This window comes from Kitasatospora sp. NPDC050543 (genome assembly GCF_044457565.1).
GTDB lineage: Bacteria > Actinomycetota > Actinomycetes > Streptomycetales > Streptomycetaceae > Kitasatospora.
In genome coordinates this window covers 75,852-97,691 of sequence record NZ_JBITGZ010000012.1, presented here as the reverse complement: position 1 = coordinate 97,691, position 21,840 = coordinate 75,852, and the positions used below count along the sequence as shown (strand labels likewise).

Genomic DNA, 21,840 nt, shown 5'->3' with positions numbered 1-21,840 from the left:
TACGGCGACCGCGCCCCCGGGCTCCGCTACACCAGGTCGAACGCGGCCGGCACCCGCTCCCTGGTGTGCGGGAGCTGGCGCGGCAGGACGGGCTGGACCCCGGCGACCAGGGTGTACTCGATGCCGGCCAGCTCGTGGACGGGCAGCTGGACGGGTGTCTCGCCGAGCGCCAACTGCACGGCGTTCCACGGCAGGTTGAGGCCGCAGAGCCGGAGCTGGTGCAGCCCCCCGGACGGGCGGGTGTTGACGTCGATGATCACCGGTTCGCCGGCGTGGTGGCGGAACTGGACGTTCGAGAGGAACGCCATGCCGGAGCCCTCGACCAGACGGCGGGCGGGCTCCAGGTACCGGGGCGCGGTGGTGAAGCTGCGCCGGCGGCGATGCTTGCACCGGCCGATGGCCGTGACCAGCCGCCCGCTGCGGTCGGCCAGGCAGTCCACCGAGACCTCGGGCCCTTCGAGGTAGGGCATCACCAGCAGGTCGACCGGGTTCGGGGAGTCGTGCAGGGCGGCCACCAGCTGGTCGAGCTGGATGTGCGCGTCCGGGGCGCCGGCCAGCCGGTGCAGCCCGAACGGCTCGCGGGTGAGCACCCGGAAGCCCTCGCCGCCCGCGCCCGAGGCGGGCTTGAGGCAGGCCACCGAGCCGGCGGCCTCGATCTCGCCGACGGCGGCCAGCAGCTCCGCGGCCGTCCTGACCTGCCACCAGGGCGGCGTCGGCAGACCGAGCGAGGCGATCGCGCCGTAGCCGTCGACCTTGCTGTCGAAGGCCGCGATGGCGGTGGCGGGCGGGCAGGCCAGGGCGGTGCCGACGGCCTGGAACTCCTGGTGGTGCAGCGAGATGGCCAGTTGGTTGAGGCGGGGGACGAAGACGTCGATGGAGTTGCGGGCGCAGTAGTCGAGGGCGAAGTCGACGTAGGCGTCGGGGGACAGGTTCGCGGGTTCCAGGGAGCCGACGTCGGCGGCGGCCAGGACGGGGGAGTCCGGATCGACGTGGGTGGCATGGACCTCGATGGGGCGCGGCGCGGCGCGCAGCAGCTCGATGAAGAACACGTTCTCGGCGTAGGTGCGGTTGAGCCAGACGCGTATGGGGGCGCTCACGGAGGTCTCCCTGGGCAGGGGTGAACGATCGGGAGGGCACCCCGGTGCGGCCGCCCGACCGGGGCGTGGACGTGCGCAACCCGGCGGTCGGCGGCGTCGTGCGCGCTGCGCCTTGGCCGTGCCCTTGAGGTGGCACCTTAGCGCTCCCGGCGGGGTGTCGTGCACGGCGGGTGGGCGCCTGCCGGGCGGGGGCCAGGGGCGGTGGCCGGCGCGGGCCGGGAATTCGGGCCGCGGACTTGTTGCCGGCAGGTTTCACGCGGATTGAGCATGAATTCCGAGCCGTTCGAATGAGCCTCGAACCGATATCGATCGGGTGCTCCAGTCGTGCTAATTGTCCAGCACATCTCACCACTCGAAAGAGTGATTGCAATGTCCGCCGAACGGCTTCACCATGATGGGTGCAAGGCGACACTTCATTCGGTTCACGCGTTCACGCGGAGGGTTCCTGTATGTCGACCGAAACCAACGTCGGTATTCCTGCGCAGGATGGTCAGCCGCAAACCCGCCAGCAGCAGAGCCTCGGCACGGCCGGTGCGAAGAACCTCGCCACGACCACCAAGTCCGCCCCGCAGATGCAAGGGATCAGCTCGCGCTGGCTGCTCAGGATGCTCCCGTGGGTCCAGGTGGCCGGCGGTACCTACCGGGTCAACCGGCGGCTCACCTACGCGGTCGGGCGGGGCCGGGTCAGCTTCGTCAAGACCGGCGCGGAGGTCCGGATCGTGCCGCCCTCGCTGCGCGAGCTGCCGGTGCTGCGCGGCTTCGAGGAGGATGCCCTGCTGGACGAGCTGGCCGGCCGCTTCGTCCAGCGTGAGTTCGCCGTCGGTGACGTGCTGGTGGAGGCCGGGCAGCCGGTCGACGAGATCTTCCTGATCGCGCACGGCAAGGTCAACAAGATCGGCACCGGCAAGTACGGCCACGACACCGTGATCGGCTTCCTCGCGGACGGTGACCACCTGGGCGACGAGTCCCTGCTCCAGGCCGGCGCCGCGTGGGAGTACACCGTCAAGGCCGCCACCGCGGGTACGGTGCTGGCCCTGCCCTGGCCCGACTTCCAGCAGCTGGCCGACCGCTCGGAGGCGCTGCGCGGCCAGATCCTCGCCTACCTCGCGGGCTCGCAGGCCGCGCAGAACCGTCACGGCGAGGCCGAGATCGAGCTCTCCGCCGGGCACGAGGGCGAGCACGAGCTGCCCGGCACCTTCGTGGACTACGAGCTCGCGCCGCGCGAGTACGAGCTGAGCGTCGCGCAGACGGTGCTCCAGGTGCACAGCCGGGTCGCCGACCTCTACAACCAGCCGATGAACCAGATCGAGCAGCAGCTGAAGCTCACGATCGAGGCGCTGCGGGAGGCCCAGGAGCACGAGCTGATCAACAACCGGGAGTTCGGGCTGCTCCAGAACGCGGACTACGACCAGCGCATCCAGACCCACTCCGGCCCGCCCACCCCGGACGACATGGACGAGCTGCTCAGCCGCCGCCGGGGCACCAAGCTCTTCCTCGCCCACCCCAAGGCCATCGCCGCCTTCGGCCGGGAGTGCAGCCGCCGAGGCCTCTACCCGGACGCGCTGGAGGTGCAGGGCCACCACGTGCCGGCCTGGCGCGGGGTGCCGATCTTCCCGTGCAACAAGATCCCGATCCTGGACGGCCACACCAGTTCGATCATCGCGCTGCGCACCGGGGAGGACAACCAGGGCGTCATCGGCCTGCACCAGACCGGCATTCCGGACGAGTACCAGCCGAGCCTCTCGGTCCGGTTCATGGGAATCAACGAGAAGGCGATCATCTCCTACCTGGTGAGCGCCTACTATTCTGCGGCCATTCTCGTGCCGGACGCGATCGGCGTACTGGAGAACGTTGACGTGGCCCGCCCGCGCGACTAGCGGCCCGCCCGGCGGGGTGAATCCGGGTGGAATTCGGATGGAATCGGCGCGGTACAGCCGACGGCCGGATCCGGAATCACCGGAAATCTTGGTGGCGAATCGTGCACGGAATGCATGGTTCATGCCCGGTCCGACCACCGTCCGGCCCGAGCGCCACGCCGCCGACGCACCGCCGGCGCACCGTCACCGCACCGCCCGGCCCCGCCCGGGGCCGGGCCCGGCGCAACCACGAGGGGGAGCAGCCCATGGGGATCTTCACGCTGGAGCGGGACCGCCGGGAGGGCGGCGAGGCGGCCGACATCCTCACCCGTACCAGAGGCCTGGTCGACCCGGCCCTGCGCGCCGCCGTCGAGAAGCTGCCCACCGCGATGCGCAGGGTCGCCGGCTACCACTTCGGCTGGTGGGAGCCGGACGGTTCGCCGGCCACCGCCGATCCGGGCAAGGCGATCAGGCCGGCCCTCGTCCTCGCCGCGACCCACGCGCTCGGCGGCCGGCCCGCCGACGCCGTCGCGGCGGCCGCCGCCGTCGAGCTCATCCACAACTTCACCCTGCTCCACGACGACGTCATCGACCGCGACGGGACCAGGCGTCACCGGCCCACCGCCTGGCGGGTGTTCGGTACCACCGAGGCGATCCTCGCGGGGGACGCCATGCACTCGCTCGCCCTGCGCACCCTGGCGCAGGACACCCACCCCGCGGCGCAGGCCGCCATCCGCCGTCTCACCGACTGTGTCGTCGAACTCTGCGAGGGCCAGCAGGCCGACTGCGCCTTCGAACAGCGCGGCGACGTCACGCTCGCCGAGTGCCTGGCGATGGCCGAGGCCAAGACCGGGGCGTTGCTCGGCTGCGCCTGCGCGCTCGGCGCCCTGTACGCGGGGGCGGGGGAGGAGGCCGCCCGGGCGATGGACGCGTTCGGGCGGCAGATCGGGCTGGCGTTCCAGCTCATCGACGACCTGATCGGGATCTGGGGCGATCCGGCGGTCACCGGCAAGCCGGTCGGCGCCGACCTGGCGGCCCGCAAGAAGTCCCTCCCGGTGGTGGCGGCGCTGGGTTCGGGCACGTCGGACGGTGCGGTCCTGGCCGGCCTCTACGCCCTCGAACGGCGGCTGACACCGCAGGAGTTGGTGAGGTGCGCCAGCGCCGTGGAGGGTGCCGGCGGCCGCGGGTGGGCGCAGAGCGAGTCCTGCGAGCGGATGGCCGAGGCGATCGCCCACCTCGCGGACGCGGTGCCGGAGCCCTCGGCCGCCGACGAACTGCTCGCCCTGGCCGAGCTCGTCACCCGTCGCAGCCACTGACCGCCTGGCGCAGTCGCCGACAGCCTGTCCCGTGGGCCGCCCGTACCGTCGGCTGCCCGTCCCACCGGCCGCCTGTACGGCCGAAGCCGGCCGGCGCACTGACCGTCCACCGCTCCCGCGTCACCGTTCCGTTCCTGGCAATCCCTGGGAGTCGCACATGAGTTGGTTCGACATCGGCACGCTGGTGGTCGTCCTGTTGGTGCTCGCCACAGGCCTGAAGCTGCTCCAGCGGTATGTCCCGCATCCCGTCCGTGAGGCGCACAACGACGTCGCCGGGTTCATCTTCGCGGCCGTCGGCGTGCTCTACGCCGTCCTGCTCGCCTTCGTGGTGATCGCGGTCTGGGAGAACAACGACGCCGCTCGCAGGACGACCTTCCAGGAGGCCGACTCACTGGCCGGCGTCTACTGGATCTCCCGTGAGCTACCGGCCCCGCTCGGCCCGCAGCTGGAGAAGCGGACGCTGGACTACGCCCGGCTGGTGATGGACACCGAGTGGCCGCTGATGGCCGAGCACCACAGCAGCGCCGAGGCGACCCAGCTGGTGTACGCGATGCGCGCCGACGTCTTCTCGATCGTGCCGGAGACCGACCAGCAGCGGGTGCTGTACGAGCACGCCGTGACCCATCTGGAGAGCCTCGCCTCGGAGCGCCGCCAGCGGCTCAACCAGGTGGACGACGAGGTGCCGCCGCTGCTCTGGACGGCGCTGATCGCGGGGGCGGTCCTGACGATCGGGTTCACCTTCCTGTTCGGCCTCTCCAACACGCTCTCCCACACCCTGATGGTGCTTGCGCTGAGCGGGCTGGTGGTGATCTCGCTGATCGTGATCAAGGAGATGGACTTCCCGTTCACGGGGGTGACGGCGGTGAAGCCGACGGCCTTCGACGTCTTCCTCCAGCGGCTCCCACCCCCGCGCTGACCCGTACGGCCAGGCGCCCCGGGCACCCCTGCTCCGGGCCCCGGCGCCCTGGGCGCCTCCGCCATGGACTGGGAAGTCGGCCCGGCCGACTTCCCACTCCCGCCGTTGCGCCGACCTGCTGCGCTCAGCCCCCGCCGGACGCCTCCGCAGGATTCCCGCCGCTGGAGTGGGCGGCCAGCAGCCGGCGCTCCTTCTCCGGGGCGATGCCGAGCCGCGTCCCGCCCTCGCGGCCCTTGCGGCCGAGTTCGTCGGTGTCCACCCCGAGGCCCCGCTCGCGGAGCCAGGCCCAGGTGTCCCGGGCGGTGTCCGCGACCGGGCGGCAGCGCAGACCGGCGGCCTGCGCCCGGCTGCTGTCGGCGAGCCAGATGGCGGCGCACTCGGGCAGGTCGGGGGCCCAGAGCGGCAGCTCGCTCCACGGCTGGACCTGGTCCGGCCCCTCGGCGAGCAGCGGGGCCTCGTCCACCCAGACGAGTTCGGCCCCGCCGCCGGTGGCCCGCACGCAGGCGTCGAGGAACTCGCCGAAGGTGGTGTGCCCCGGCGGGGCGGTGGTGACGTACCGGCCGCCGCGGCCCGCGGTCAGCAGATCGAGTCCGAACGCGGCGAAGTCGCGGGTGTCGATCGGCTGCATCGTCCGGCCCCGGTCGCCGGGCGCCAGGACGGGACCGCCGCGGGCCATCCGCTCCAGCCACCACGGCAGCCGTCCGCCGATCTCGTGCGGGCCGATCAGCAGCCCGCTGTTGAGGATCGTCGAGCGCTCGCCGAACCGTTCCAGTACGGCGAGCTCGCACCCGGCCTTGAGGGCGTTGTAGGGCACCTCCTCGGGCGGGGTGTCCGGTGACCACGGGTGCAGCGGGGAGCCCTCGTCGACCACCTGCGGCCCCCAGCCGGAGAAGGCGTGGACGGAGGAGACGAGGGTGTAGTGGTCCACGTGCCCGCTCAGCAACCGGGCGGAGAGAGCGGCCTCCTCGGGCTGCTGGGCCGAGGTGTCGACGACGGCGTCCCAGTGCCGCCCCTCGACCAGGGCGGTCAGGTCGTCGGCCGAACCGCGCTCGCCCCGGACGGCCCGGACGCCGGGCAGGTCGGTGCCGGAGCGGCCGCGGTTGAAGGTGGTGACCTGGTGGCCCCGGGCGAGGGCTTCGGAGGCGAAGGCCCGTCCGAGGAAGGACGAACCGCCGAGCAGGAGGATCTTCATACCGGTCACTCTTGCCCGTCGGCGGCCGGATACGCCCGGGCGTTCGCCGCGGGCTGAGGCCGTTCGCTTCGGGCAGAGGCGTGCGTCGTGCGCCCGCTGCCCGGCTGCCCGCTGCGCCGCCCACCGCCCTATCGGCCGTTCGCCCACGGACCGGTGGCGCGGCGCCGTGGCTGAGGTGCTGTTCCATTCCCCGCCACATAGCATCCATTTGTACTGCTATGTCTGGATTGATGGATCGACGGCTGGGGAGAACGACAGCATGGGCAACCCGGTACTCGTGGACCCGGCCACCATCCGCGGCACCGCGGCCGAGGCCTGGATCTGGGGCTACGCCCTCCTGGAGAACTACCGCACACTCTGCCCCCAGGCCGTCGACGACGCGGACCCTCGCTACGTCGGCGGCTTCGGTGTCTTCCGGCACTACCCGCAGCACTCCACGCCCGCCGGCCCCGACGTCGTCACGCCCGACAACGACACCTCCTACTCCCGGGCCTGGCTCGACCTGCGGGCCGAGCCCTGGGTGGTGTCGGTGCCCGCCGTGGACCGCTACTACGTGCTCCCGGTCCATGAGCTGGACACCCTCTACGCGGGCTTCATCGGCTCCCGCAGCACCGGCCCGCAGTCGGGCGACCACCTGGTGGCCGGCCCCGGCTGGCAGGGCGAGGTGCCCGAGGGGATCGACAGCGTCATCCGCACCGCCACCGACCTGGTCGGCATCCTCGGCCGTACGTACCTGGCCGGGAGCTCGCCCGCGGCGGTCGAGGAGCTGAAGGCCGTCCAGCGGGGGTACCTCCTGCGGCCGATGCACGAGTACGCCGGCACGCCCGCCCCGCCGCCCGCCCCGCACCCCGTCTGGCCGCTCTGGCGGGAGGAGGTGCTGGACACCATCGAGTTCTTCGGCCTCCTCGACTTCCTGCTCGGCTTCTTCCCCGTCCTGCCCGCCGAGGCGGACCTGCGCGGACGGCTGGCCGCCCTGGGCGTCGACGGCCGCGGTGAGTTCGAGCCCGCCGCGCTGCCCGCCGAGGTACGCACCGAGATCGAGAGCGGCATCGTGGACGCCCGCGCCGAGCTGGCGCGGGCAGCCGCAGCCGGCACCGGCACGGCCGGCCTCTTCGGCACCCGGGAGCAGCTGGGCGGCGAGTACCTGGCGCGCGCGGTGGGCGCCATGAAGGGCCTGTACGGGCTCCCCACCGAGGAGGCCTGGTACGGCGGCTGGCCGGCCGACAGCGAGGGCAACCGCCCGCCCGACGCCGGCCGGCGCGACTACGTGCTGCGCTTCGCCCCCGGCGCGCTGCCGCCCGCACGGTTCTTCTGGTCGGCCACGATGTACGCGCTGCCCGACCGCCTGCTGGTGGACAACCCGCTGGACCGCTACTCGATCGGCGACCGCACCCCCGGCCTGGTCCGCGACCCCGACGGCGGCCTCACCCTCCACATCCAGTGCAAGCGCCCGGCCAACGCCGAGCACTGCGCCAACTGGCTGCCCGCGCCCGACGGCCCGTTCACCGTGATCATCCGCGTCTACGGCCCCGACCCGTCCGTGCTCGACGGCCGGTGGACCCTCCCGCCGCTGACTCCGGTCTGAGCCTTGCCGAGCCACTCCTGCGACCCCTGCCGCCACCGCCACCCCCGCCACACCGTGTACGCGACCACCCCCCGTCCCGGAAAGGACCTCGAATGATCGAGCCCGCGCTGGAGGCCCTGGCCGCCGACGCCTACATCTACGGCTACCCGATGGTCTTTGACCTCTCCATGGTCGAGCGGTTCAACCGGGAGGGCATGGGGAGCGTCGCCGCCGCGCCGTTCAACCGGTTCAGCCACGGCTCGAAGCTCGCCGACGCCAAGGACGGCTACGCCTGCGTCAACAACGACACCGTCCACTCCGTCGCGCAGCTCGACCTCTCCGAGGGGCCGCAGGTCCTGCACGTCCCGGGCACCGCCGGGGCCTACTACGTCCTCCAGTTCGTGGACGCCTGGAGCAACAACTTCGCGTACATCGGCCGTCGGGCCACCGGCACCACCGAGCAGACCTGGCTGATCGCCCCGCCCGGCTGGCACGGCACCGCACCGGACGGCCTGCCGGTGATCGTCGCGCCCACCCGGGTGGCGAGCATCATCGGCCGTTACGCCTGCGACGGCCCGGACGACCTGCCGCGCGTACGGGCACTCCAGGAGCAGCTGAGCCTGCGCCCGCTGGAGCCCGGCGGCGTGGTGGCCGGGCTGCCGCAGCCGGACGCGGCCGTGCCGTCGGAGCTCGCCTTCTTCGAGAAGCTGCGGATCTGGTCGGCCGCCTTCCCGCCCGCCGAGCCGGACCGCGAGTACCAGCAGCGCTTCGCCCCGCTCGGCCTGCTCGACGAGGGCCCCTCGCCCTACCGCGCCGCCGCCGCCGACTGGACGGCCGCGCTGGTCAAGGGACTGGCGGCGGGCAAGCAGCGGATCGAGGAGGCGACCAGGCCGCCGGAGAACCAGCCGGTGGGCGACTGGAACGCCAACCTGCACCTGTTCGACTACAACCTGGACTTCTTCGGCCCCGGCACCCTGGAGGACCCCGAGTGGCGGATCGCCGACCGCCGGGCCGCCTACCTGACCCGGGCCGTCGCCGCACGGGCCGGGCTCTGGGGCAACCACGCGTACGAGGCGGTGTACCTGAGCAGCCACGCGGACGCCGAGGGGCGGCAGCTCAACGGCGCCGGCGTGTACACGCTGCGGTTCGAACAGACCCCGCCGGTCGACGCGTTCTGGTCCGTCACGATGTACGCCATGCCGGAGTTCTACCTGGTCGAGAACCCGATCGGGCGGTACTCGATCGGGGACCGCACCCCCGGGCTGGTCCGCGGTGAGGACGGCTCGCTGACCATCGTCATGCAGCGCGAGCGGCCGGCCGACCCGGCGGAGGCGGCGAACTGGCTGCCAACCCCGGAGGGGGACTTCCGGCCGATGGTCAGGCTCTACCAGCCGCGGGCCGCCGTCCTGGAGGGCAGCTACCGGCTGCCGCCGATCGAGCCGCGCTGAGCGACTCCCGCGGCGGCGGCCGCGTGGGGTCGGCGGTGGGGCGGCGTGCCCCGGCGGCCGGGTGAGGAGAGCGGCCGGGCGAGCAGAGGAGCCGGGTGAGGAGAGGAGCGCCGGGATGGGCGACGCGATCGGCCAGATGCTGGCCTCCGCGGTGGGCATCGCCCTCAGCCCGGTGCCGCTGATCGCGATGATCCTGATGCCGGCCACGCCCCGGGGCCGGGCGAACGGTCTGGCCTTCAGCGCCGGGTGGGCGCTCGCCCTGGCCGCCGTGATCACGGCGGTGGTGCTCCTCGGGACCGGCCCGGACACCCCGGGGCCCGTGCCCGACTGGGCCTGGTGGCTCAGGCTCGCGCTGGGCGCGCTGCTCCTGCTGATGGGCGCCGGGCAGTGGCGTGACCGGCCGCGCGAGGGGCACGTCCACGGTCCGCCCAGGTGGATGCAGACGGTCGACCGCCTCACCCCGGCCCGGGCGGTCGGCCTCGCGGGCGGCCTGATGGCCGCGAACCCGAAGAACCTGGTGCTGGCGGCGGGCGGGGCCCTCTCCATCGCGACCAGCACGGCCACTGCCGGGGGAAGGGCCGTGGCCGTCGCGCTGATGGTGCTGATCGGCTCGCTCTGCACCCTGCTGCCACTGGGCGTCCAGCTGTTCGGCGGGGACGGGTCGGCGCGGGTGCTGGGGGAGTGGCGGGCCTGGATGTCGGCTCACAACTCGGCGATCTTGATCGTCGTCCTGGTCGTCCTCGGCGCGGAGTACGTCGGTGACGCGATCGCCGGCCTGACGACCTGACGGCGATCGCGCCGGACGGCATGACGGCATGACGGCATCGGGGGTGATGCGTGCCGGCCGGAGTGCCGCGACGATCCGGGGCGCGAGGGCCCGAGGGTGCGACGGCGCGAACCCCGGCGTGCGGACCGGCCACCCGGCGCGCGACGGCGAATCCCGCTCCAACCGGTCCCCGGCAGCGCCCCGCCCGCCGTCAGCGCGGGCCGGCGGAGGGCGAGGCTGCGCGGCCGGCAGCGGACGGCGCGGCGGGCGTTGCGGAGGAGCCGGACGGGCCGGACGGTCCGGACGGGCCGGAGGAGCGGGGGGACGAGGACGCGGGCGGCGTGCCGGTGGGCGTGGCGGTCGCGGTGGGGCTGCCGCTGGGCGGCGCGGCCGTCGGGCTGGCCGAGGGGGTGCCGGTGGGCGTCGGGGCGGGGGTGTGGGTCGGCTGCGGGGTGTGGGTCGGCGTCGCGGTGGGCGCGGCGGTGGCCGTGGCGGTGGGCGCAGGGCCCGGGGTGACCTGCCCGGGCGGGGTGCCGGGGTCGGCGGGGGCGGGGGAGGAGCCGCCGTGGTGCTGCGGGCCGCCCTCCAGGGAGACCACGGCCTGCGAGGGCGGCAGCGCGATCCTGGCCGTCCACGGGCGGTCCGGGGCGCGCTCCTCGTCGACCGTCACCGTGATGGTGAGCCGCTGCCCGGGGGCGAGCGTCCCGGCGTCCCGGCTCAGCCGGAGCCAGGCCACGTCCACCGCGGCGTGCCAGCGGATCTCCGTCCCGCCGGAGTTGGTGAGGGTGATCACCGTCCGGCTGCCGTACTCGGCGGCCTCCACGGTGAGCTGTCCGACGGGTGCGGTGGCGGTGCCGGCGGGCGGGGTGGCGGGCACGGGCTCCGACTTGAGCCGGGGGCTGTCGAGCGGTGCCGAGCCGATGGCCGGTACGGGGACCAGCGGACCCTGAATCCTGGGGAACAACGTTTCTCCACCCGGCACCCCGGCCAGTTCGAGCCCGGCCACCTGGGGGCCGACGTGCCCGTTGCCCGCGGCGGCCGGCACGAAGGGCCGGCCCCCGCCGGCCGTCGGCGCCGGGCGCCCGGTGGCCGCGGCGCCGGCCGGCTCCTGCGGGCCGCCGCCGGGCCCGGCCTCCGGCTGCCCGGCCGAGTCCACGCGGACGGAGGAGACCGTCGCCGCCGAGCCCGGACCGTCCCCGCCGCCGTGCCCGGCCCACAGCGCCACCACCGGCGCGGCCAGCACGGCGGCCAGCACGCCCGTGGTCAGCACCCGCTGACGCACCGCCACCGACCGGGTCGGGCCCGGGGCCCGGTGGCGGGGGAAGCCACGCGGGTCGAACCGCAGGCCCGGCTCCTCGCCCGCCGCCGAGGCCGGCTGCCTCGCCGCCCGCCGTCCGGCGGCGGCGCCGGACAGGAAGGCCGCTCCGGCCGAGGGGCGGGTCGGCGGCGGGCCCTCCGCACGGGGTGTGCCGACCCGCGCCGGCACCGGGGCGGTCAGCACGCACAGGCCCGGCATCCCGGCCAGGCCCTCAGCGACCTCGCCCGCCACCCGCTCCGCCGTACCCCGGCAGGTCGGGCACTCCACCACGTGCTGCACCAGTTCGCGGCGCAGCGCCGGGCCGAGCACCCACTCGCGCCAGCTCTCCGCCCCGGCCCCGCCGAGGCGGTTCAGTTCCGGGCAGCTGCCCACGCCCAGCACCAGCAGCGCGGCCCTGGTCCGCCCGACCTCGGCGCCGGCCGAGGCCAGCAGGGCGCGGACGGTGTCGCCGGGCACACCCAGCACCGCCGCCACCTCGATCGGGCTGAGCCGGTGGCGGACGGAGAGCTCCAGCGCCTCGCGCTGCTCCGGATCCGTGCCGGCCGCCTCGGGCCAGGCCAGCGAGGCCAGCTCGCGGCGGCGCTGCGCGGCCAGGAGCGGGCCGGGCGGCGGGCCCGCGATGCCGGGGCCGCGCTCCAGCCGGTACAGGCAGCAGTAGCGGGCGAGCGCGTACAGCCAGGCCCGTACCAGGCCCGGCTCGGCCAGCCGGCAGCCGTGCCGCAGCGCCAGCTCGCGGACCTCGCGGACGGCGGCCACGGCGGCGTCGTGTTCGCACAGCACCGACAGGCAGTAGGTGAACAGGCCGTCCAGCTGGCGGTCGTAGGCCGCGAGCACGGCGTCGTGCGATCTCTCAGCACTCGTTGTCACCCGCCCGACGGTAGAGACGCCAGGGGCGGCACTCGGGCGATTCGCCGTTGTTGTACTTCTTTCGGGTAACAACGCCGACCGAGCGGTGACCTCCGGAGCGGACGCCCCCGGCGCGTGTGCGGCGCCGCGCGCGGGCCGGCTTGTCGGAGGCAGGCGCTACGGTGGCCGCATGGCAGCCCGTACCAAGACCACCGCCAAGCCCCGCCCGGCGTACCGCTGCACGGAGTGCGGCAACCAGCTCCCCAAGTGGGTCGGCCGGTGCCCCGAGTGCAACGCCTGGGGCACGGTCGAGGAGTACGGCGCGGTGCCGATCCGGACCACCGCCGCCGGGCCGGTGAGCTCCCCGGCGCGCCCGATCGGCCAGGTGGACGGCCAGGTCGCGACCGCCCGCAGCACCGGTGTGCCCGAACTCGACCGGGTGCTCGGCGGCGGGCTGGTGCCCGGGGCCGTGGTGCTGCTCGCCGGCGAGCCCGGCGTCGGGAAGTCGACGCTCCTGCTCGACGTCGCCGCCAAGGCCGCCAGTGACCGGCACCGCACGCTGTACGTCACCGGTGAGGAGTCGGCCGGCCAGGTCCGGCTGCGCGCCGACCGGATCAAGGCACTCTCCGACCATCTCTACCTGGCCGCGGAGTCCGACCTCGGTGCCGTCCTCGGGCACATCGACCAGGTCGGCCCGGGGCTGCTGATCCTGGACTCGGTGCAGACCATCGCCTCGGCCGAGCTGGACGGCGCGCCCGGCGGGCCGGCCCAGGTCCGCGAGGTGGCCGGGGCGCTGATCCGGGCGTCCAAGGACCGCGGCATGGCCACGCTGCTGGTGGGCCACGTCACCAAGGACGGCTCGATCGCCGGCCCCCGCCTGCTGGAGCACCTGGTCGACGTGGTGCTCAGCTTCGAGGGGGACCGCCACGCCCGGCTGCGGATCATCCGGGGGATCAAGAACAGGTACGGGGCCACCGACGAGGTCGGCTGCTTCGAGCTGCACGACGAGGGCATCGTGGGCCTGGCCGATCCGTCCGGTCTGTTCCTGACCAGGCGTGACAAGCCCGTCCCGGGCACCTGCCTCACCGTCACGCTGGAGGGCCGGCGTCCGCTGGTGGCCGAGGTGCAGGCGCTGATGGTTGATTCGCAGATCCCCTCGCCCCGGCGCACCACCTCCGGCCTGGAGTCGCCCCGGATCGCGATGATCCTCGCGGTGGTCGAGCGGCACGGCGGGGTCAAACTCGGCAAACAGGACATCTACACCGCCACGGTGGGCGGGGTGAAGCTGACCGAGCCGTCGGCGGACCTCGCGATCGCGCTGGCGGTGGCCAGCTCCTCCTCCGACACCCCGCTGCCGAGCAACCTGGTGGCGATCGGCGAGGTGGGCCTGGCGGGCGAGGTCCGCCGGGTGACGGGCGTGCAGCGGCGGCTGGCCGAGGCACACCGCCTGGGCTTCACCCATGCCCTGGTGCCGCCGGACCCGGGCAAGGTGCCGCCCGGGATGAAGGTGGTCGAGGTGGCGGACATCGGCGAGGCGCTGCGGGCCATCCCGGGCCGGCGCCGGGCCGCCGCCAAGCCCCGTACCGAGGCGCCGCCCGCGCCCCGGCAGGCGCCCGTGGCCGCGTTCCCCGAGGAGCTGATGGAGGGCTGGGAGCCGCTGGACTAGCCGCCGGCGGGTCGTCGCGGGCCGCCGGGCCCGCCCCGGGGGCCGGCGAACTGGGCCTGCCGGGGCCCCGGTTCCGGCCGTCACGGGGCTCCCGCGGCGGGCCGCCCACCCCTCCGGAGGCCGCCCGTGCGGGGTCGATCCCACGAACTGGGCTGACCCAGGCCCTGCTAATGCCGCACGCAGTTAGACTTTCCCCTGTCTAATTGGCAATAAGGCAGTAATAAGCGACAGACCGTTGGCCGGCGCAGGGCGCGAGGCGCACGGCACGGGTCGACCGGAGGAGTCACGTGGCAGCCAGCGACCGGGCGGACAAGTCCTCCCGTGAGGAAGCCCTGCTGCGGGCTTCCCTCAGTGCCATCGCTCCCGGGACGGGGCTGCGCGACGGCCTGGAGCGGGTGCTGCGGGCCAACACGGGCGGGCTGATCGTGCTCGGCTTCGACAAGACCGTCGAGTCGATCTGCACGGGCGGATTCGTCCTGGACGTGGAGTTCACCGCCACCCGGCTGCGCGAGCTGTGCAAGCTCGACGGCGCGGTGGTGCTGGACAAGGACATCACCAAGATCGTCCGGGCCGGGGTGCACCTGATGCCGGACTCGACCATCCCCACCGACGAGACCGGCACCCGCCACCGCACCGCGGAGCGGGTCAACCTGCAGACCGGCTACCCGGTGGTCGCCGTCTCGCACTCGATGCGGCTGATCGCGATGTACGTCAACGGGACGCGTCGCGTCCTGGAGGACTCCACCACGGTCCTCTCCCGCGCCAACCAGGCGCTGGCCACCCTGGAGCGCTACAAGCTGCGCCTGGACGAGGTCGCCGGCACGCTCTCCGCACTGGAGATCGAGGACCTGGTGACCGTCCGGGACGTCACGGCCGTCGCCCAGCGGCTGGAGATGGTCCGGCTGATCGCCACCGAGATCGCCGGCTACGTGCTGGAGCTCGGCACCGACGGCCGACTGCTCTCGCTCCAGCTGGACGAGCTGATCCAGGGCGTCGAGCCGGAACGCGAGCTGGTCGCCCGCGACTACTTCCCGGAGCGGGCCGCCAAGCGCGGCCGGACGGTGCCCGAGGTGCTCGCCGACCTGGAGGCGCTGACCCACGCGGAGCTGCTCGACCTCCAGACCGTCGCCAAGGCGCTCGGCTACTCGGGCTCGCCGGAGTCGCTGGACTCCGCGGTCTCCCCACGCGGCTACCGCCTGCTGGCCAAGATCCCACGGTTGCCCAACACCGTGATAGAGCGGCTGGTCGAGCACTTCGGCGGGTTGCAGAAGCTGCTCGCGGCCAGCATCGACGACCTGCAGACGGTCGAGGGCGTCGGCGAGACGCGGGCCCGCTCGGTGCGCGAGGGCCTGTCGCGGCTTGCTGAATCGTCCATCCTGGAGCGCTACGTCTGACGCGTGGCCGACCGGTCGGCCGACGGCGCACGGCTCGCCGCACGACCGACGGCACCGGCCGACGGCACCGGCCGACGATGGCCGGTCGAGACACCTGAAGGGCCCCCGGGGAGTCGTCCCCCGGGGGCCCTTCACACGGGTGTGCGTCCGGCCGCGTGCGCGGCGGCTCAGCTCTCCAGGTGGATCGAGGAGCGGGCGGACACCTGGCCGCCGGACAGGCCGGCCAGCTCCGCGACCACCAGGTAGTTCCCGGCCGGCGCGGTGGTCGGGTCGGCGGAGGCGCACTGCTGCTTGCTGCGGCTACGGTCCCAGGTGAAGGTCTCGGTCAGGCCGCTGCCCGCGGGGATCTGAACCCAGCTGCTCTGACGGTCGGTCGGGCAGTCGCCGGAGGACCAGATCCGCTCGCCGTTGATCGCCGTCACGGTGATCAACGAGGTGGCCCGGCCGAGGTCGACGCGGCAGTTGGCGGCGCCCGCCGCGTTGTGCACGGTCAGTGTGAGCCGGGGCTTCTCCTTCGGCTGGTAGGCGTTCTGAGCGCTCGCCAGCTCCAGCGTCACCTGCGAGGAGGCGCACACCGGGAGGGCCATCACCTCGGTGGTGTTCACCGGGGGAGCGCCGTTGCCGCCGCCCGTCGTGCCGCCGGCGCCGCCGGTGGCCCCGCCGCCAGCCGAACCGCCGCTGCTCCCGGCGCCGGTGCCGCCGGGCGAGGGCGCGGTGGCGCCGCCGCCCGTACCGCCGGAGCCGCCGCCGGTCAGGCTGACGTCCCCGCCGCCGGAGCCGGACACGCCACCGCCGGTGGTCGAGCCGCCGCCGGTCGTGGCGCCGGTCGAGGCACCGCCGGACGAGGAGCCGCCGGAGCCGCCCGGCCGGTTGGTGTTCGCCGGCCCGCTGGGGGAGGCCCCCGGGGTGATGGACTGAGCCGGGGTCGGGAGTGGCTGCGCGGTCTTGCCGCCGGGTGCGCCTCCTCCCTGATCGGACATCAGCCAGGCGATCAGGGCGACGACCGCGGCCACGGCTGCGAGCACGACGACGCGCCGACGCCAGTAGATCGAAGCCGGCAGCGGTCCCACGGGTTGACGCAGAGAGGGCACGGGCAAACTCTACGAGAGAGTGTGCGTCCCTTGACGCACCAACACCGCACTGTCGCCCCTTCCTTCACATGATCCGCCATTTGGTCCGTCCGGGGGAGCCCGTGAACCGTCCGGCGGAGGCCGCCGTGACCCGCCCGGGGGCAGCCCCGTCCACGTCCCGCCGCCGGGCGGATGTCCCACCCCGGTCGGCACACCCACCCCGCCTGCCGGCCCCGCCAGGCCCCGCCCGGTCCGGGCGGATGGCTCCGCCGGGCGGGCCCGCCGTGGGAGGATCGGGGTGTCATGGCTGCTATCTCCTCCACCGTTCCCACCGCGCCCGCGCCGCTGCTGCACTCGACCGTCCTCGGCTGGTACGAGGTCAACGCGCGCGACCTGCCCTGGCGCGCTCCCGACGCCTCGCCCTGGGCGGTGATGGTGAGCGAGTTCATGCTCCAGCAGACCCCGGTCAAGCGGGTGCTGCCGGCGTACGAGGCGTGGCTGCTGCGCTGGCCGACACCCGCGGCGCTGGCGGCGGACGCGCCCGGCGAGGCCGTCCGGATGTGGGGGCGGCTCGGCTACCCGCGCCGGGCACTGCGCCTGCACGCGGCCGCCACCGCCATCACCGAGCAGCACGGCGGCCAGGTGCCGGACGACCACGCCGCACTGCTCGCGCTGCCGGGCGTGGGCGAGTACACGGCGGCCGCGGTGGCCTCGTTCGCCTTCCGCCGGCGCCACGTGGTGCTGGACACCAACGTCCGCCGGGTCATCGCGCGGGCGGTGACGGGCGTGGAGTACCCCGCGCAGGCGACCACGGCCGCCGAGCGCCGCACCGCGACCGCGCTGCTGCCGGAGTCCGCGGAGCGGGCCGCGGCCTGGGCGGTGGGCGTGATGGAGCTGGGAGCGCTGGTCTGCACGGCGCGCAGCCCCGAGTGCGGGCAGTGCCCGCTGCGGCGGCACTGCGCCTGGCAGCTCGCGGGCCGGCCGCCGTACGAGGGCCCGGCCCGGCGGGGGCAGTCCTACGAGGGGACGGACCGGCAGGTGCGCGGCATGCTGCTCGCGGTGCTGCGGGAGGCCCACGGCGAGGTGGAGCAGGCGCGGCTGGACGCGGTGTGGCCCGAGCCGGTGCAGCGGGCCCGCGCGCTGGACGGTCTGGTCGCCGACGGTCTGGTGGAGCCGGTCGCCCAGGGCGTTTACCGGCTGCCGCAGTAGGACATTCGGAATGGCCTGCCGGATGGTCCGGCAGGCCATTCCGTCATCGCGCTACTTGATGAACGCGGTGAACTCTTCGAAGCTGATCTGCTGGTCGCCGTTGTCGTCGGCGAAGTTGAAGGTCGCGGCCGCGTTGGCGTCGCTGACCTTGGGGTTCTGCTGGAGGTAGATCTTCAGCTCGTCGGCCGTGATGAAGCCGTCGCCGTCGGTGTCGATCTCCTCGAACTGCGCACGCTTGGACTCGCTCATTGTCGCCCCTCGGTCGGTTCGCCGGTGCGGATTTCTGACGCTCCGAATCATAGGGCGAAGCGGCGGCAATTTGTCTATGCACACGAAGTGTCAATACTTGCTGGCAATTCCGATAATGAAATGACCCCACCGCGACGGCTGTCGCGATGGGGTCGGGTCGGGCCCGTACCGGGCCAGGCCGGATCAGACGGCCACGGGCTCGCTGGGCTGCTCGGCCGGTGCGCCGGCGCCGCGCAGCGGCACCTCACGCATGAACACCGCGGCGGCCACGGCGATCAGGGCGACCGCCGCGCCCCACAGGAAGACGGTGTGCATGCCGTTGGCGACGGCGTGGTGGTACGCGTCCTGGACGGGGGCGGGCAGCGCCTTGAGCGCGGCCGGGCTCATCTGGCCCGGGTCGGTCTTGGCCCCGCCGGCGGCCGAGCCGAGCCGCTCCTTCATCGTCGCGCTGACCTCGTTGTTGAACAGCGCGCCGAACAGGGCGACACCGAACGAGCCGCCGATGGTGCGGAACAGGGTGGCGGTGGAGCTGGCCACGCCCATGTCCTTGAGCTCGACGCTGTTCTGTGCGACCAGCATGGTGATCTGCATCAGGAAGCCCATGCCGGCGCCGAGCACCACCATGTAGCAGGCGGAGGTGAAGGTGCTGGTGTCGGTGGACAGGGTGGAGAGCAGCAGCGAGCCGCCGCCCATCACGGCCGTACCGATGATCGGGAAGATCCGGTACTTGCCGGTCTTGGTGACGGCCTGTCCGACCACCAACGAGACGACCAGCATGCCGAACATCATCGGCATCAGCAGCAGGCCGGAGTTGGTGGCCGAGGCGCCCTGGACGGTCTGCTGGTAGAGCGGCAGGAAGACGGTGGAGCCGAACATCACGAAACCGACGATGAAGCCGATGAGCGAGACCAGCGTGAAGTTGAGGTTGCGGAACAGCTCCAGCGGCAGCACCGGCTCCTCGGCGGTGCGCTCGACGTAGCAGAACGCGATCAGCGAGGCGGCGGCGAGCGCGGTCAGGCCGAGGATCTGCTTCGAGCCCCAGGCGTACTCCTGGCCGCCCCAGGTGGTGATCAGGGTGAGCGCGGTGATGCCGGTGGTCAGCAGGGCCGCGCCGGCGTAGTCGATCCGCGCGGTGGAGCGGACCTTGGGCAGCTTGAGGGTGACCACGACCACGGCCAGCGCGACGACCCCCAGCGGCAGGTTGATGTAGAAGGTCCAGTGCCAGTTCAGGTGGTCGGTGATGAAGCCGCCGAGCAGCGGACCGCCGATGGTGGCGAGGGCCATCACGGCGGCGAACATGCCCTGGTACTTGCCGCGGTCGCGCGGCGGGACGAGCGCGCCCATGATCGACATCACGCCGACCATCAGACCGCCGGCGCCCAGGCCCTGCAGGGCGCGGAAGCCGATCAGCTCGTTCATGCTCTGCGACAACCCGGAGAGCGCGGAGCCGACCAGGAAGATCACGATCGAGGTCAGGAAGGTGCCCTTGCGGCCGTAGAGGTCGCCGAGCTTGCCCCAGATCGGGGTGGAGGCGGCGGTGGCCAGGATGTACGAGGTCACCACCCAGGACAGGTGCTCGGCGCCGCCGAGGTCGCCCACGATGGTCGGCATCGCCGTGCCGACGATCAGGTTGTCGAGCATGGCCAGCAGCATGGTGACCACGAGGCCGATCATCACCAGCCGGATCTCGCGCGGGGAGCGGGCCTGCTCCTCGGGGGCGCCCGCAGTGCCCGCAGCGCCGGCAGTGCCGTCCGCGGCTTTGTCCCCGGCGGGGGCGGCGTCGGCATGCTTGTCGGAGGCCTTGCCGATCCCGGCGGCCCTGTCCTGCGAGGTCTCCTCCTCGGCTGTGGCGGCGGGGGCCTCCGCCGCTGTCCCGACCTGCTGTTCTGGCATTCTGCGTCTCCCGGGAGAGGGGGCCGGCCGCCGCTTCAGTGATTACTTACTTGACGACCGGCTAGTTATCCGTTCGTCGGCACGGTAGGTTGTGTATAAGCCAGGCGTCAAGCCAGTTTCCGAGGCAGGCCCCTGGGCAGGGAGAATGAGCCCCGAGGCGCACCGGCCGGAGCCGGCACGCGCCGATCGTCAACGCAGTCATGAGGCAGGCCAGACGCCATGAGTACGACGCAGAGCCCGCGCAGCGACACCCGGGCGCGCATTCTCACCGTGGCGCTGGAGCTCTTCTCCGAACAGGGGTACGAGCAGACCTCGCTGCGGGAGATCGCCGACCGGCTCGGCGTGACCAAGGCCGCGCTCTACTACCACTTCAAGACCAAGGACGACATCGTCCACGGCATCGTGCAGAGCATGGCGGCGCCGATCGACGAGGCCATCGCCTGGGGCGAGCACCGGCCGTGGTCGCCCGACCTGAGGGACGAGCTGGTACGGCGGTTCGCGCAGGGGATGTCCGAGCGGGCGCCGCTGCTGCGCTTCTTCCACGAGAACCAGCCGGCCCTGCGGGACTCACCCGCGGGCCTGGAGTTCAAGCAGCGGATGCTCGCCATGATCCGGCTGGTGCACGGCCCCGGCGCCAGCTTCCAGGACCGGCTGCGGGCGACCATGGCGCTGTTCTCGATCAACTCCGCGATGTTCCTGCTGAAGCAGGACAGCGACGACTGCGGGGGGAACGGCCCGCGGGGCGCCGAGGACCCGCGGGGTACCGAGGACGAAGCCGGTGCCGTCCCGCTGGAGGAGACCATGGCGGCCGCCCTGGAGGTGGCGCTGGAGATCTCCGCACTGATCGAGCCCAAGACCGCGGCCGCCGAGCACTGACCCGCGCTGAGCCGCTGGTCCGGCGAGCCGCTGAGCCGCTGGAGAGCTCGTCACTGAACGGCCGAGCCCCCGCGCAGCGGGCGGCGGGCGGGGCGTTGGTGGACCGGGAGAACGGTCCGTCCGCCAACGCCCCGCCCGCCGCCCGCGCCGTCAGAAGTTGTTCACGCCGCGCGCCGAGAGGTACGCGATCGGGTTGATCACGGCGCCGTAGTGGTTGCTGGTGCGGATCTCGAAGTGCAGGTGCGGGCCGGTCGAGTTCCCCGTGGTGCCGGACTCCCCGATCTGCTGGCCCGCTGTGACCCGCTGGCCCGCGTGGACCGAGATCTCCGACATGTGGGCGTACTGGGCGTAGTGCCCGTCCGAGAGCCGCAGGACGACCTCCTTGCCGTACGCGCCGTCCCAGTCGGCGGAGACCACGGAGCCGCGGCCGACCGCGAGCAGCGGGGTGCCCTCGTCCACCGCGAAGTCCACACCGGTGTGGTAGCCCGCCGCGTACTCGGGGTTGGCGACCCCGTACGGGTTGCTGGTCGGGGCGTCCGGCACGGGGGCGGACCACTCCGGGGCAGGCGCGGGCGCAGGGGCGGGGGCCGGTTCGGGCGCCGGTTCGGGCGCGGGCGCGGGCGCCGGCGCGGGGGCCTGGTCGGCCGAGGGGGCGGCCTCGTCGGCCGGGGCCGGCTCCGGCGCGGCGAGGTTGGCGGCCACGTCGACGCCGTCCTGGGCATCGTGCCCGTGCACCTTGTACGCACTCGGGTCGGCGATCTGCACCAGGGCGCCGGCCCGCGCGTGCCCGTGCCCGTGCGGGGAGGTGAACGCCGAGCTGCCCGGGGTGGTGGGTATGACCGTCTGGGCGGAGGCGTTGCCGGGCGCCGCGACGAGCAGGGCGCCGGACAGTATCACCGCGGTGGCGCCGACCGCCGTGGCGGTGCGGTGGTTCTGCCCCCAGATCCGGGTGCTGGGCAGGACGTGCTGCGGCGCGGTGAGCGCGCGCAGCGGCTCCAGATGGGTGCGGAAGGCGTGGCCGAGTCGGGGCTGCCAGGCCGCCGCCTGGGTCGCCGCGGTGGCGGCGAGGCGGCGGAGGGCCGGCCCCATGGGCGGGACGGAAGACATCGGGAAGCTCAACCTCACGGGCGTACGGGAACGGCGCTGAGCCCTGACGGGCCTGCA

17 protein-coding genes are annotated in these 21,840 nt (G+C 73.6%); 10 read left to right on the top strand and 7 right to left on the bottom strand.

Translation table 11 applies throughout. The features are described from left to right. Positions 1–26 precede the first annotated feature (26 nt). Positions 27–1,097 carry an ATP-grasp domain-containing protein gene (locus ACIBH3_RS17205; protein ID WP_396312795.1) on the bottom strand — a complete coding sequence of 357 codons (1,071 nt, stop codon included), beginning with the start codon at positions 1,095–1,097 and terminating at the stop codon, positions 27–29. Positions 1,098–1,546: 449 nt separating this feature from the next. On the opposite strand from ACIBH3_RS17205, the gene ACIBH3_RS17200 reads away from it, so the two are divergent. From ACIBH3_RS17200 to ACIBH3_RS17190, 3 genes are all read left to right on the top strand, one after another. Next, positions 1,547–2,974 (top strand): family 2B encapsulin nanocompartment shell protein, encoded by a 1,428-nt coding sequence (locus ACIBH3_RS17200; RefSeq protein ID WP_396312794.1) that lies wholly within the window; start codon positions 1,547–1,549, stop codon positions 2,972–2,974. Between the two features lie 245 nt (positions 2,975–3,219). Further along, the gene (locus tag ACIBH3_RS17195; RefSeq protein ID WP_396312793.1) at positions 3,220–4,269 is read left to right on the top strand and encodes a family 2 encapsulin nanocompartment cargo protein polyprenyl transferase; all 1,050 of its coding nucleotides are present in this window, start codon (positions 3,220–3,222) and stop codon (positions 4,267–4,269) included. A 157-nt stretch (positions 4,270–4,426) separates the two neighbouring features. After that, positions 4,427–5,185: a hypothetical protein gene (locus ACIBH3_RS17190; RefSeq protein ID WP_396312792.1), complete on the top strand. Its 759-nt coding sequence runs from the start codon at positions 4,427–4,429 to the stop codon at positions 5,183–5,185. A 124-nt stretch (positions 5,186–5,309) separates the two neighbouring features. Here the strand turns inward: ACIBH3_RS17190 and ACIBH3_RS17185 are convergent, their stop codons facing one another. Beyond that, on the bottom strand, positions 5,310–6,377 hold the full coding sequence (locus ACIBH3_RS17185) for an NAD-dependent epimerase/dehydratase family protein (protein WP_396312791.1): 1,068 nt from the start codon (positions 6,375–6,377) through the stop codon (positions 5,310–5,312). Positions 6,378–6,636: 259 nt separating this feature from the next. On the opposite strand from ACIBH3_RS17185, the gene ACIBH3_RS17180 reads away from it, so the two are divergent. From ACIBH3_RS17180 to ACIBH3_RS17170, 3 genes are all read left to right on the top strand, one after another. After that, the gene (locus ACIBH3_RS17180) at positions 6,637–7,962 is read left to right on the top strand and encodes a DUF1254 domain-containing protein (protein WP_396312790.1); all 1,326 of its coding nucleotides are present in this window, start codon (positions 6,637–6,639) and stop codon (positions 7,960–7,962) included. A 92-nt stretch (positions 7,963–8,054) separates the two neighbouring features. After that, positions 8,055–9,389, top strand: a complete 1,335-nt coding sequence (locus tag ACIBH3_RS17175; RefSeq protein ID WP_396312789.1) for a DUF1254 domain-containing protein — start codon at positions 8,055–8,057, stop codon at positions 9,387–9,389. A gap of 115 nt (positions 9,390–9,504) precedes the next feature. After that, positions 9,505–10,176 carry a GAP family protein gene (locus ACIBH3_RS17170; protein WP_396312788.1) on the top strand — a complete coding sequence of 224 codons (672 nt, stop codon included), beginning with the start codon at positions 9,505–9,507 and terminating at the stop codon, positions 10,174–10,176. 190 nt (positions 10,177–10,366) lie between these two features. On the opposite strand, the gene ACIBH3_RS17165 is transcribed toward ACIBH3_RS17170, so the two are convergent. Then, entirely contained in the window at positions 10,367–12,340 is a 1,974-nt protein-coding gene (locus ACIBH3_RS17165) for a sigma-70 family RNA polymerase sigma factor (protein WP_396312787.1), read from the bottom strand. 169 nt (positions 12,341–12,509) lie between these two features. On the opposite strand from ACIBH3_RS17165, the gene radA reads away from it, so the two are divergent. Continuing rightward, positions 12,510–13,985, top strand: coding sequence for a DNA repair protein RadA (radA, locus tag ACIBH3_RS17160; RefSeq protein WP_396312786.1), 1,476 nt, complete (start codon positions 12,510–12,512; stop codon positions 13,983–13,985). A 335-nt stretch (positions 13,986–14,320) separates the two neighbouring features. After that, the gene (disA, locus tag ACIBH3_RS17155) at positions 14,321–15,379 is read left to right on the top strand and encodes a DNA integrity scanning diadenylate cyclase DisA (protein ID WP_396312894.1); all 1,059 of its coding nucleotides are present in this window, start codon (positions 14,321–14,323) and stop codon (positions 15,377–15,379) included. A 167-nt stretch (positions 15,380–15,546) separates the two neighbouring features. Here disA and ACIBH3_RS17150 read toward each other — a convergent pair whose 3' ends face one another. After that, positions 15,547–16,470: a hypothetical protein gene (locus ACIBH3_RS17150; RefSeq protein WP_396312785.1), complete on the bottom strand. Its 924-nt coding sequence runs from the start codon at positions 16,468–16,470 to the stop codon at positions 15,547–15,549. A 282-nt stretch (positions 16,471–16,752) separates the two neighbouring features. Between ACIBH3_RS17150 and ACIBH3_RS17145 the strand changes: the two genes are divergently transcribed. Next, entirely contained in the window at positions 16,753–17,658 is a 906-nt protein-coding gene (locus ACIBH3_RS17145) for an A/G-specific adenine glycosylase (protein ID WP_396312784.1), read from the top strand. A 51-nt stretch (positions 17,659–17,709) separates the two neighbouring features. Here ACIBH3_RS17145 and ACIBH3_RS17140 read toward each other — a convergent pair whose 3' ends face one another. Continuing rightward, positions 17,710–17,907, bottom strand: coding sequence for an EF-hand domain-containing protein (locus ACIBH3_RS17140; RefSeq protein WP_396312783.1), 198 nt, complete (start codon positions 17,905–17,907; stop codon positions 17,710–17,712). Positions 17,908–18,090: 183 nt separating this feature from the next. Beyond that, positions 18,091–19,800 (bottom strand): MDR family MFS transporter, encoded by a 1,710-nt coding sequence (locus tag ACIBH3_RS17135; protein ID WP_396312782.1) that lies wholly within the window; start codon positions 19,798–19,800, stop codon positions 18,091–18,093. Positions 19,801–20,019: 219 nt separating this feature from the next. On the opposite strand from ACIBH3_RS17135, the gene ACIBH3_RS17130 reads away from it, so the two are divergent. Then, positions 20,020–20,676 carry a TetR/AcrR family transcriptional regulator gene (locus ACIBH3_RS17130; RefSeq protein ID WP_396312781.1) on the top strand — a complete coding sequence of 219 codons (657 nt, stop codon included), beginning with the start codon at positions 20,020–20,022 and terminating at the stop codon, positions 20,674–20,676. A gap of 150 nt (positions 20,677–20,826) precedes the next feature. On the opposite strand, the gene ACIBH3_RS17125 is transcribed toward ACIBH3_RS17130, so the two are convergent. Continuing rightward, entirely contained in the window at positions 20,827–21,765 is a 939-nt protein-coding gene (locus ACIBH3_RS17125) for a M23 family metallopeptidase (protein ID WP_396312780.1), read from the bottom strand. Positions 21,766–21,840 lie beyond the last annotated feature (75 nt).